Origin of the sequence: Nocardia sp. NPDC051787 (assembly GCF_040681325.1) — a bacterium.
GTDB lineage: Bacteria > Actinomycetota > Actinomycetes > Mycobacteriales > Mycobacteriaceae > Nocardia.
Genome location: NZ_JBFAYO010000007.1, coordinates 23,788 through 35,790, shown reverse-complemented (window position 1 = coordinate 35,790; position 12,003 = coordinate 23,788). Strand labels below are relative to the sequence as shown.

Here is a 12,003-nt window from a genome sequence, read left to right as displayed (position 1 = left end):
TTCAGTGGAAAACGTATCGGCATCCGGCGATCTCACGTCTTGGGCGTCTCCGCCGCGCGCTGCTGGTCGGTGTCCGAGTACGCCACGACCGCCGCCCCCAGCGCGTCAGCGGTCGCGGTCGTGGCATCGCTCCAGTTCTTCAGCCACGCGCTGATCCGTTGCAACCCCTGATGCACCGCGACGCCCTGCTGCGCGTAGTTCCGCCCCGCCTCGCCACCGTCGCCGAACATGTGCTCGGCAACCCCTTTGGCTTGGTTGCGAACAGCTTCCGCCGATCTCCGATAGTCATCCCCCAGCGCACCGAGCTCGCCCGTCCGAACCCCGACCATCTCCGACCCACCCACGGTTCCCCTCCGTCCTCGTAGTCTCAACTAGCCAGGCGCAGAATCCCTGTCGCGCCGACTGCCGCCATACTTCCTTCGACGCGACACACCGACACTCGGTTCCCCCGAATTCGACTCGATGTCCGTAGAAACCTACTGTCCGCGACCAGCGGCCACAACCAGCACAGATCAGTACTGCGACTTCCCGGACGGGTGCCGTCGTGCCAGCAGCACCGAACCTGTATGGCGTGGAATGGCACCTCGACCGAGTGCGAGCCGGAGTTGTCCCCGCTCTGGGACAAGCGTTAGAGGACAATCAACCGGCTAACGCGATACTCACCGCTTCCTGCGGGCTTTCGGCGACTTTCGACCCGATGACGGGTTTGCCGTCAGCGTCCAGTAGCTGCCATCCGCCGAGGGATACGACCGGCACGCCACCGCGGCGATTGGCCAGTGCGAGTTCTGACAGAGTGCCCCATGAACCGCCGATGATGATCACGGCGTCGGCCGACCAGATCAGGATGGCGTTACGGGCCTCACCCATGTTGGTGTACAGCACAGCGGAGAGGCCTTCGCAAATCACATCGCGATTGGCATCCGGACGCACACCGATGACCAAGCCGTCTGCCTGGGCGGCACCCTCGGCGACTGCGGCCATGACGCCGGTTCCACCACCGCACAGCACCGTTGCACCGGCCCCGGCCAGCAGGCGCCCCACCTCTCGAGCGTTCGCTTCATCGGTATCGGTGCAATGCCGAGGACCGCATACTGCGACCTGGACGGGCGGCACGGTTACTCCTCGCTGTGGGTCTGCGCGGTGTAGGTGGTGAACAGATTAATTCGATCTTCCAGTTCGCGACCGGGTCGCGCCCGAAGTTGCCCGACAGTCAACTCTGAAGCAGCCTTGACGACGCGTTCTACGATCGGCCTGGTACGCAGCTCAACCGGCAGGTCGAGAACTCGCCCGATACGGTCGGCGGCCGATTCCAAGTCACCAATGCTCAGAAGAGCTCTGGCAGCGTCCAATTCCGCCGCAGCGACGAATTCGGGGGGTGACGTGGGCGTGAACACCTCTAGGGCCGCTTCGGCCTGTTCGAGCGCACGCCGACCATGCGCATGCCCGCCTAGCGCCAGGTGTACCTCGGCGGCATAGTAGCGAGCTTTACCGGGATCGAAGTACATCACGCCCGGTTCGGCAGCGACAGGTGAGACGCGCGACAGTGCATCCATCGCGACCTCCAACGCGCTCATCGCTGCCCGCTCGTCCCCGCGTGCCGCTTCAGCGCGAGCAAGCTGGCTGGCGAGCCGAAGTCGCGTCGAATCGTCGGTCATATCAGTCAATCCGGATTGCGCATACTGGGCTGCGCGGTTGCAGTCGCCAGCCCAATAGGCGACGTTCGCCTGAATCCACCGGACGTATGCGCGCAAGTGCTGGTCCTCCGCATAGTCCGCGGCGAACCATGCTGTGCGGGCATGGGTATCTGCGTCATAAGTGCGGCCGAGGTCGGCGCAGGCATGAGCTGAACGAGCGGCTCTATCTGCCATGACCGGCGACGGTCGCGTACCGGGCCGCCGATCACGATCCGCGCTATCGGGTGCGGATCACAAGCGGAATGGCATAGCGAGTTCGGGCTAACCGATCTTGCCCTTGTCGGTGCGGACCCATTCGGAGGTGCCGTCGGGGTGGCGGTGGAATTCCCACGCGGCGTAGTCGCCGTCTTTTTCCACCACCGTGACGTGGTCGGCGAAGCCGTCGTGGTCGTAGTCGGTCCAGACCTGCATCGCCTCGTCGCCGGTGGTGGTGACCGTGTCGAGGGTGCCGTCGCCGTCGATGTCCTGGGTGGGGTGGTGCAGTTCCACCGCGCCCAGGCCGTTCAGTGACGAGGACGCGTCGATCCCGGGTATATCCAGACCCGGGAATTCCGAGGTGATCATTGAAACTCCTCAGCAGGACTCGTGCGATGGTGCGGTGCCGCACCAGCGGCATTGCTCCATCCTGACACCCGCGCGGGCTCGGCGCATCCCTTGGCTCGCCGAGAAAACGTACCGCGGATGCCCTGTCGTTCAAGCCCCGGGGAGGAAGCGTGTCTCGCGACAAGGAGCTAACCGGAGCCGAAACATCCAGGCGCGGGCTAGGTTCCGAGATCGAAGCGGATACCGGAGCGCAGTGCGGTGGCGGACAGTCCGAACATGTGATGAAACGTTTCGCTGAAGACGGGCATCACTTCTTCGGCATCAGCAGCCACAGCACCAGGTAGACGATGAACTGAGGCCCGGGCAGCAGGCACGAGACCACGAACAGCAGCCGGACCACGTTGGCGTTCCAGCCGAGGTACTCGGCGATGCCACCGCAGACGCCTGCGATCCACTTGTCCTGAGTAGAGCGGGCAAAGCGACGGGTAGGAGCGGTCATTGGTCTTACCTCTCTGGCGGTGATCGCTACGAACTCCACTGTGCCCGCCTCCGCACGCCCCGGCATCGGTACGACGGCCGATACCGACCCTGATTTCTCCCGGGGCCGATCTCAGGGTCCGACCCCGAGCACGGCAGACTCGTGCTGGTGAGCACCACTCTGCATGCCCGCGGCCTGTCGGCCGGTCACGGCGAGCGAACACTGTTCGCCGACCTCGATCTGACCCTGGCGCCGGGTGACGTGATCGGCCTGGTCGGCGTGAACGGCGCGGGCAAGTCGACGCTGCTGCGGATGCTCGCCGATCGGCACACGCCGACGGGGAGCATCACACTCAGTCCGCCGGAGGCGACGGTCGGCTATCTGGCCCAAGAGGCGCAGCGGGTGCCCGGCGAGACCGTGCTCGAGTTCCTCGGCCGCCGCACAGGCGTCACCGCGGCACAACGGGTGATGGACGCGGCGGCCGAGCGCCTCGCCGAAGGCGGCCCGGACGAGTACTCCCCCGCGCTGGAACGCTGGCTCGACCTCGGCGGCGCCGACTTGGACCAGCGTGCCCATGAGGTTGCCGCCGACCTCGGCCTCGCCGACAGCCTCCCGAATGGCTTGGATACTCCGATGACCGGCTTGTCCGGCGGCCAGGCGGCACGCGCCGGATTGGCCTCGGTCCTGTTGTCCCGCTTCGACATCCTGCTGCTCGACGAGCCGACCAACGATCTGGACCTGGACGGCCTGGCACGCTTGGAACAGTTCGTCGCCGGTGTCCGAGTCCCGCTGATGGTGATCAGCCACGATCGGGAGTTCTTGGCGCGCACCGTGAACCGGATCGTGGAGCTGGACCTCGCGCAACAGCAGGTCGGCCAGTACGACGGCGGCTACGAGTCGTACTTGATGGAACGGGAGATCGCGCGGCAGCACGCGCGCGAGGCTTACGAGGAGTACGCCGACACCAAGGCGGGCCTGGAAGCACGCGCGCAGATGCAGCGCAACTGGCTCGAACACGGCATCCGCACCGCACGCCGCAAGGCGCGCGACCCCAGGAAGATGGACTCCGACAAGGCGGGTCGCAAGATGCGCGCCGAAGCCACTGAGAAGCAAGCGGCCAAGGCCAGGCAGACCCAGCGCCGCATCGAGCGACTCGAGGCGGTGGAGGAACCTCGCAAGGAGTGGGAGTTGCGCATGAACATCGCCGCCGCTGCGCGCAGTGGCGCGGTGGTCGCCACGCTATCCGAAGCGACCCTCACCCGTGGCGATTTCACGCTCGGGCCGATCAGCACCCAGATCGACTGGGCCGACCGCATCGTGCTCACCGGCGCGAACGGCTCCGGAAAATCCACCCTCCTGGCCGTGCTGCTGGGAAAGATCCAGCCGGACCACGGAACCGCGAGCCTTGGCTCGGGCGTCGCGATCGGCGAGGTCGACCAAGCGCGCGGGCTGTTTCGCGGGACCGCGGCGCTGGCCGAGACCTTCGGCGCCGAACTGCCGGACTCGCCGGAAGCGGACATGCGCACGCTCCTGGCAAAGTTCGGCCTGCGCGGTCCGCACGTGCTGCGTCCCTGCGACACCCTCTCCCCGGGCGAACGCACCCGCGCCGCCCTCGCACTGCTGCAAGCCCGCGGCGTCAACCTGCTCGTGCTCGACGAGCCGACCAACCACTTGGACCTGCCCGCCATCGAACAGCTGGAGCAGGCCGTCGAATCCTTCACCGGCACACTTCTGCTCGTCACGCACGACCGCCGCATGCTCGACACCGTCCGTGCGACGCGCCGATGGCACATGGAAGCGGGCGTCCTCACCGAGACGCTGTAATCCGGGAGCTAGAGCCGAGATCCGAATCGGCCGCGCCACAACGAGACACGGCCAGACGTCCAGCGCAAGAAGGCGGACGATCAGTACCGCTTCACTCCGCGGAACGCAACCACACCGGCCCAACTTCCGCTTTCGAGCGCAGCGATACCGAGCATTCCCGTTCGCAGTGCCGCAGGCGCTGCAAACTTACACAGCGCCGACGCACTTGGCGAGATCGTCCGCCAACTGCTGCGCTTGCGCCAAGTCGGTGGCCTCCACCATGACCCGCACCAGTTCCTCGGTGCCGCTGGGACGCAACAGGACTCGGCCGGAGTCGCCCAGCATTCGCTCCGCCTCCAGCACCGCTGCCCGCACCTCGGGTGCGCGCGCGACCAGGGACTTGTCGCCGACCGGCACGTTCACCAGGACCTGCGGCACGGTCTGCAGCACGCTCGCCAGATCGGCCAGGGTGCGCCCGGTCCGCGCCATCCGGGCCATCAGGCGCAAGCCGGTCAGGATGCCGTCGCCGGTGGTGCCGTAGCGCGGGAAGACCACGTGTCCCGACTGCTCGCCGCCCAGCGTGAATCCGCCGCGCCGCAATTCCTCCAGCACGTAGCGGTCGCCGACGGCGGTGGTGCGCAAGGTGATTCCGGCCGCCCGCATGGCGATGTGCAGACCGAGGTTGCTCATCACCGTGGCGACCAGGGTGTTCTGGGCCAGTTCGCCCGCCTCGTGCATGTCCAGGGCCAGGATCGCCAGGATCGCGTCGCCGTCGACGACGGTGCCGCCGGCGTCGACAGCCAGGCAGCGGTCGGCGTCACCGTCGTGCGCGAGACCCAGATCGGCGCCGTGCTCCAGCACCGCGGCGCGAACCTGGTCCAGATGGGTGGAGCCGCAGCCGTCGTTGATGTTCAGCCCGTCGGGCTCGGCGTTGATGGCGATGACGGTCGCGCCCGCCTCGCGATAGGCGGCGGGTCCCACCTCCGCGGCGGCGCCGTGCGCGCAGTCGACCACGACGGTCAGTCCGGACAAATCCTGTCCGGTCGCTTCCACCAGGTGCTCCACGTAGCGCTCATGGGTGCCCGCGAGGCTGTATTGGTCCGGGATGACCAGTCCTTGATCGCGTGCGCCCGCCGCGTTGCGCACGCGGCCGATGCCCGCGCCGGTCGGGCGGAACGGTGTGTCCGCGGCGATGAGCGCCTCGATCCGGTCCTCGATCGCGTCATCGAGTTTGTGCCCGCCCGCGGCGAAGATCTTGATCCCGTTGTCCGGCATGGGGTTGTGCGAGGCGGAGATCATCACACCGAGGCACGCGTCGTATAAACCGGTGAGGTAGGCCACGGCCGGGGTTGGCAGCACCCCCACCGAGAGCACGTCCACGCCCGCCGCGGTCAGCCCCGCGGTCACGGCGGCCTCCAGCATCTCACCGCTGGCCCGCGGGTCGCGTCCGACCACCGCGAGCGCGCGCTGCTTGCCGCGACTCAGGATCTGCGCGGCCGCACCGGAAATGCGCAGCGCGAGCTCCGGACTCAGCGACTCGTTGGCAAGCCCGCGGACTCCGTCGGTGCCGAACAAACGTCCCATACCTCGCCTCTACATCGGTGGATCCGCGGTGCGAGCGACGGCCCAGGAGACGGCGACCTAGGTCACCACGTGGGGCACCGCAACACCGCAAGTTCATACAGCACGAGAGCAGGCGACCAGCTGTTCGCTGGGAGCCTGCTCTCGTACAGCTGCCGCGTCGACCGTACCGTATGGATGCAGCGAAAGCGGGGCTCTTGACGGGTTGCGCGAGCTTCGCTTCCTGGCCACGTCCTCCGCATCCGGCGCCGGGGCGCCGGATGCGATGGTCGACGCTGCCGAAATCAGCGCTTCGAGTACTGCGGCGCCTTGCGCGCCTTCTTCAGGCCGTACTTCTTGCGCTCGGTGGCGCGCGGGTCACGGGTCAGGAAGCCGGCCCGCTTCAGGGCGGGACGATCCTCCGGGGTGACCTCGATCAGCGCACGGGCGATGGCCAGCCGCAGGGCGCCTGCCTGGCCCGACGGACCGCCGCCGACCAGGCGGGCGTGCACGTCGAAGGACTCGGTGCGCTCGACGGTCACCAGCGGCGACTTGACCAGCTGCTGGTGCACCTTGTTCGGGAAGTAATCCTCGATGGTGCGGCCGTTGAGCACGAAGTTGCCGGTGCCGGGCAGCAGGCGGACGCGGACGACGGCCTCCTTGCGGCGGCCGACGGTCTGCACCGGGCGGTCGATCACAACCGGCGAGTACGACGGCGAGACCTCGGTCTCCTCGTAGCCCGCGCCGTCCTCGACGGCCTCGGCGTCGAACTCCTCGGCGAAGTCCTCGTTGAATTCCTCGGGAGCGGTCACTGGGCCACCTGCTTGATCTCGAACGGAATGGGCTGCTGGGCGGCGTGCGGATGCGTCGGGCCCGCGTAGACCTTCAGCTTGCTCGCGATCGTGTTACCGAGCTTGTTCTTCGGGATCATGCCCTTGACGGCCTTCTCGACGAGCCGATCGGGCCGAGTCTCCAACACCTGACCGACGGTCCGCGACTTGAGGCCGCCCGGGTGCCCGGAGTGGTGGTGGATCAGCTTGTCCTGCCGCTTGTTGCCGCTGATGGCAACCTTGTCGGCGTTGATGATGATGACGAAATCGCCACCATCGACGTTCGGAGCGTAGGTCGGCTTCGTCTTGCCACGCAGCAGATTCGCTGCCTGGACGGCGAGACGGCCGAGCACTACGTCAGTGGCGTCGATGACGTACCACTTACGGGTCACGTCACCCGCCTTGGGGCTGTACGTAGGCACAGTGCTTCCCTGTCTGTCGTCGGTGTTGCCAGCCCAGCGTGTGGTCGAGGGAGTTCCCGGCGGCCGGTGGAGACCCGGGACTCGGTGGACGACCGGACGATTCACCAGGGGATCGACCGGGCGTTCCACACGCCAACGAGCCACGATACCAGCGGGGTATCGCCGGAAAGAAATCGCGTCAGATCTCGATCGGCGGGCCGAGGTCGATGGCACCGGGCGGCCCCGGGACCAGGTAGCGCAGGGTATCGATGCCGGGCCGCCCGCAGTCGGGGTCGCCGCCCTTGTCCTCGGACTGGTTGCCCTTGGTGGTGGCGATCCCCGGCTTCGGCTGGTTGATGGCGTAGGGCGTCAGCGGGCACGCGATCGGCTCCGCCTCGCCGGGCGCCGCCATCTCGTCCATGGTCACCGAGCCCGCGTCGAAACCAGCCGAGCGCGCGGTCAGCTCGGCCTGATCGGTACCGGCCGGAAGCGCGACCACGGCCAGCGCCACCGCACCGGCAACGGTGCCGGCTCCGAACAGATTGCCCTTCATCTTGTTCCAGATCTTGCCCTTGCGGGGCCGATCCCCGGCGTCATCGGACTCCGCGCCGGATTCCTGCCACGAACCGTGGCCCGGTTGCTGCTGCGCGCCGTGGTACGGCTGATGCTGCTGCGGCGCGCCCTGCTGTTCGGGGGCTCCCTGATACGGCGGCCGCGGCCCGAGCGGTGGCACCGGGCCACCGGGCGGCGGCCCCGACGGCGGACCGGCGAACTCGCCCTGCGGACGTCCGGGCGCGCCGCCGCGCTGATCGTCCGGCGCGCTCGGTGGCCGGGTGAACCGGCTGCCGAGCTCGGCGAGGTTCGGCGGGAGTCCGCGCGGCACCTCGTCGTGCTGGGTGGGGTACCCCGGACCGTATTGGACACCGGGCACCGGTTGGGAGGGCGCCTGCTCCGAACGGCGCTGTCCAGCGTCCGGTTGCTGCTGCGGAGTCTCCGGCCGTGGCGTGGCCTGCTCGCCGGAGCGCTGCGCCGCCTCTGCCTGCCGCTGCGCGTATTCGGCCTGCTGCCGAGCGTCCACCGGACGCTGCGGGACGGGCGCGGGTTCTGCGACGGGCCTGCCCGGCTCCGGTTCGGCCGCCTCGGTGTCACTCACCAGCAGATGCACGGCGCCGAGCACGAGCGCGTGCATGGGATGGTCGGCCACGTGCAAGCGGTGCCCGAGGTGGTTCTGGAAGGCCAGGCGCAGCGCGTCGTTGAAGCGCACGTTGCCCGATAGCAGGACCGTGGAGGTGTCCGCGCCGATCGAGCGGGCGGCCGCCATCACCTCGATCACGACGTTGTCCGCCGACCGGGCGTCGCGCATGGCCTCCGCGTCGACCGGAACCTCGACCGACTCGGTGGGCTGCTCGTCGTCGCCGTGCACCGCGACCACCAGCATGGTGCGCCCGTCGGAGTACACGCCCGTCGCCCCGATGCCGTGCGGCCTGGCCCGGTCCGGCGGCTGCACCAGTCCGAGCGCGCGGACGTAACCCGACAGCGCAACGCTCTCCGGCAGCGGCTCGACGATGACGTCGAGCTGTTCCACCATCGAGGCGTATATCTCGACCTTCTCGTCCGGCCAGCCGTCCGGGAAGGGCAGCGCCACCAGGTCCGGTTTGCCGCGCAAGTGTTTGCCGATCTCCGCGAGCGGGTTGTACATCCGCGCGCGGAACACCAGCTCGGCGGGCCACGTCGCGCCCGCCACCACGATCTGTGGATGCCCCAGGATGTCGCGCACGTCGGCGATCGCCATCCCGAGATCGGGCCGGTTGCGTTCCACACCGGCCGTATGCAGCCGACCCGACGAATCCGCAAGCAGATACGCCGGCGGCGTCCACACACCCTCCACCTGCACCGGTCGGATCGGAATGCCACCGCCGCCCGCCGCCACGGACACCACATCCCAGCCGAGATGCACTGCCCCTACTCGCACCGTCACAGGCATTAGTCTGCCCGGTTCGCGGCCGAGATGCTCGCCGTTGTGGGCCGGCCCCGGTCGTCGCCGTTTTTGCGCGCGGGAACGTCCGCGAGCCGTGTGGAACGCCTCACGCCGACGACTTCTTCAGTCGCAGCCGGCGCCACGTGATGATCGCGAGCACCAGGGTGATCAACAGCAGGACGCCGATGTCCAGCGCCCAGATCTCCGGCTTGCGCTGCCAGAGCGTGTCGGGCTGCGCGTTGAGGAACAACTCGCGGATGTTCACCGTCGACGCGCCTGCGGCATAACCCCAGCGGGCCGGGAACAACCAGGACACCTGCTCGAGCACCACCCGGCCGGTGACCGGGATCAGACCGCCCGCCATGACGAACTGGCACATGACGGCCACCACCAGCAGCGGCATCACCTGCTCGTTCGACCTCGCCAGCGACGAGAGCAGCAGGCCGACGACCACGCAGCAGACCGCGGTCAGCGCGATGTCGATGTACAGCTCCGCGCTTCCGGACGCCAGCACCGCGCCCTCGCCGGGCCGTTTCTTGCCCGCCAGCACGATGCCGACAAGCACCGCCGACTGCAGCAGCGCGGTGAAGCTGAACACGGCGATCTTCGCCATCAGGTACGCCGAAGGCAGCAGTCCGACCGCGCGTTCCCGCTGGAAGATCGTTCGCTCGCCGACCAGGTCGCGCACGGTGAGCGTGGAGCCCATGAAGCAGGCGCCGAGAATCAGCACCACCAGCAGCTGCTGGGTCTCGCCGCCGCCTTCGGGGACGAAGCTGCCGTCGGGTAGCGCCTTCAAGGCGCCCCGCTGGAAACCGTTCTTGCCGGGCACGACCAGGGACAGCCCGCCGAGGATGAACGGCAGGATCACCAGGAAGGTCAGGTAGCCGCGATCGGCCAGAATCAGCCGGATCTGCCTGCGCGCCAGGGTCGAGAACTGTTTGCCGCGGCTGGACTGCGGCGGACTGCCCGCCGATCCGTACGGCTGCGGCGGAGGTGGAGGCGGCGGCGCGAACGCCTGCCGGGAGCGGTAGGCCGCGAACGCCTGATCCGGGTTGGCCGCGACGTTGGCGAAGATCTCCGCCCAGTCGCTGGTGCCCAGCGCCGCACCGACACCGGCGGGGTTGCCGCAGTAGGCGGTCTTGCCGCCGGGCGCGAGCAGCAGCACCTGATCGCACATGTCCAAGTGCGCCACCGAGTGGGTCACCACGATCACCACGCGCCCCGCGTCGGCGAGCTCGCGCAGCATCACCATGACCTGCCGGTCCAGCGCCGGATCCAGGCCCGAGGTGGGTTCGTCCAGGATGAGCAGCGATGGACCGGTCAGCAGCTCCAGCGCCACCGAGGCGCGCTTGCGCTGACCGCCGGAGAGCCGGTCGACCCTGGTATCGGCGTGCTCGGTGAGCGAAAGCTCTTGCAGCACCCCGTCGATCACCTTCTGCCGATCCTCCTTGCTGTTGTCCCGGGGCAACCGCAGCTCGGCAGCGAAACCGAGCGCCTGGCGGACGGTGAGCTGGCGGTGCAGCACGTCGTCCTGCGGCACCATGCCGATGCGGGAGCGCAGCGCCTCGTATTCGGCGTGCAGGTTGCGGCCTTCGAAGGTGACCACGCCGCCGGAAGGCCGAGTGGTGCCTGCGATCAGCCTCGACAGCGTCGATTTGCCCGCGCCGGAAGGGCCGATCAGCGCGGTCAGCGTCCCGCGGCTGGCCGACATGTTCACATCGACGAGCAGTTGCTTGTTGCCCTCGACGGTGAAGCCGACGCCGTGCACCGCGAGCCCCTGCTCGGCGACCGGCTTCTGCCGGTGCACCAGCGCGCCCTGCTGAACGACGAAGTCGACGTTGCCGATGGTGATGATGTCCCGTTCGCGCAGCACCGCCCGCTGCTGCCGGTGCCCGTTGACGAAGGTGCCGTTCGCCGAACCGAGGTCCTCGATGGTCAGTCCCTCGGCGGAGGCCACCAGGCGGGCGTGCTTGCGGGAGGCCAGCGGATCGTTGACGACGATCTGGTTGTCGGTGGTGCGGCCGATGGCCAGACCACTCGGCGGAATCCGGTCCCCGCGGGAGATCGGCGCCGTGGTGGCCCTGGCCCGGACCGGCGGCATGTTCGCAACGTCGGCCCTGGTCGTCATATTGATGTTCACCGCGGGCGCGGGCGCCGGTGCTTCCTGCGGCGGCGGATAGTGCGGGCGCTGGAACTGGTGCGCGGGCCGCGGAACCTGCGGCGGCGGTCCCGGCTGCGGCGCCGGTCCCGGCGGCGGCGCCGGTTGCGGCGGCGGCGCCGGTTGCGGCGGCCGCATCGAAGGCCATTGCGGTGGTTGCGGGTTCGCGGGCAGCAGGTGTAGCAGCGGACCGCTGATCGCGTCACCGAGCCGCACTTGGGTCGGCCGATCGATCGACACCGGTTGGGTCACCCTGCGTGCGTCGACGAATACGCCGTTGGTGCTCCTGTTGTCGGTCAACACCCAGGCACTGCCCTGCCAGGCGAGCGTCGCGTGCACGCGGGAGACGAGCGGGCTGTCGACGAACAGCGTCACTTCCGGCGCGCGGCCCATGGTGACCTGCTGGCTCGAATCGAATACTCGTTCGTTTCCATCATGGCGCACGGTGATGGTCTGCGCCCCCGGTGAAGACATGCAGCGGATACTATTCCATCACCCGGACATCGGCGGTGCCCCCGACGCGCCTTTGCCCCGATCCGGCGACCGATGTGAACGCGA

Annotated in this window: 11 protein-coding genes; 1 reads left to right on the top strand and 10 read right to left on the bottom strand. The window is 68.5% G+C overall.

Annotation, left to right across the window (positions count from 1 at the left end; genetic code table 11):
- Nucleotides 1–32: 32 nt before the first annotated feature.
- The 5 genes from AB0M45_RS09555 to AB0M45_RS09535 all read right to left on the bottom strand — a co-directional run bounded on the left by AB0M45_RS09555 (nt 33) and on the right by AB0M45_RS09535 (nt 2,736).
- Nucleotides 33–344, bottom strand: a complete 312-nt coding sequence (locus AB0M45_RS09555; RefSeq protein WP_364325001.1) for a hypothetical protein — start codon at nt 342–344, stop codon at nt 33–35.
- Between the two features lie 295 nt (nt 345–639).
- On the bottom strand, nt 640–1,113 hold the full coding sequence (locus AB0M45_RS09550) for an LOG family protein (protein ID WP_364324998.1): 474 nt from the start codon (nt 1,111–1,113) through the stop codon (nt 640–642).
- A gap of 2 nt (nt 1,114–1,115) precedes the next feature.
- On the bottom strand, nt 1,116–1,868 hold the full coding sequence (locus tag AB0M45_RS09545; protein WP_364324995.1) for a hypothetical protein: 753 nt from the start codon (nt 1,866–1,868) through the stop codon (nt 1,116–1,118).
- A gap of 87 nt (nt 1,869–1,955) precedes the next feature.
- Complete coding sequence (locus tag AB0M45_RS09540; RefSeq protein ID WP_364324992.1) at nt 1,956–2,258, bottom strand: DUF6802 family protein; 303 nt, start codon at nt 2,256–2,258, stop codon at nt 1,956–1,958.
- A 286-nt stretch (nt 2,259–2,544) separates the two neighbouring features.
- Entirely contained in the window at nt 2,545–2,736 is a 192-nt protein-coding gene (locus AB0M45_RS09535; protein WP_364324989.1) for a PspC domain-containing protein, read from the bottom strand.
- A 147-nt stretch (nt 2,737–2,883) separates the two neighbouring features.
- Between AB0M45_RS09535 and AB0M45_RS09530 the strand changes: the two genes are divergently transcribed.
- Nucleotides 2,884–4,539 carry an ABC-F family ATP-binding cassette domain-containing protein gene (locus AB0M45_RS09530; protein ID WP_364324986.1) on the top strand — a complete coding sequence of 552 codons (1,656 nt, stop codon included), beginning with the start codon at nt 2,884–2,886 and terminating at the stop codon, nt 4,537–4,539.
- Between the two features lie 186 nt (nt 4,540–4,725).
- On the opposite strand, the gene glmM is transcribed toward AB0M45_RS09530, so the two are convergent.
- The 5 genes from glmM to AB0M45_RS09505 form a co-directional block, all read right to left on the bottom strand.
- Complete coding sequence (gene glmM, locus AB0M45_RS09525) at nt 4,726–6,102, bottom strand: phosphoglucosamine mutase (protein WP_364324983.1); 1,377 nt, start codon at nt 6,100–6,102, stop codon at nt 4,726–4,728.
- 281 nt (nt 6,103–6,383) lie between these two features.
- Nucleotides 6,384–6,890 carry a 30S ribosomal protein S9 gene (rpsI, locus tag AB0M45_RS09520; protein WP_364324980.1) on the bottom strand — a complete coding sequence of 169 codons (507 nt, stop codon included), beginning with the start codon at nt 6,888–6,890 and terminating at the stop codon, nt 6,384–6,386.
- Nucleotides 6,887–7,330, bottom strand: a complete 444-nt coding sequence (gene rplM / locus AB0M45_RS09515) for a 50S ribosomal protein L13 (protein ID WP_364324977.1) — start codon at nt 7,328–7,330, stop codon at nt 6,887–6,889. The genes rpsI and rplM overlap by 4 nt, the downstream gene beginning before the upstream one ends.
- 178 nt (nt 7,331–7,508) lie before the next feature.
- The gene (locus tag AB0M45_RS09510) at nt 7,509–9,293 is read right to left on the bottom strand and encodes a hypothetical protein (protein WP_364324974.1); all 1,785 of its coding nucleotides are present in this window, start codon (nt 9,291–9,293) and stop codon (nt 7,509–7,511) included.
- A gap of 100 nt (nt 9,294–9,393) precedes the next feature.
- Entirely contained in the window at nt 9,394–11,919 is a 2,526-nt protein-coding gene (locus AB0M45_RS09505) for an FHA domain-containing protein (protein ID WP_364324971.1), read from the bottom strand.
- Nucleotides 11,920–12,003 lie beyond the last annotated feature (84 nt).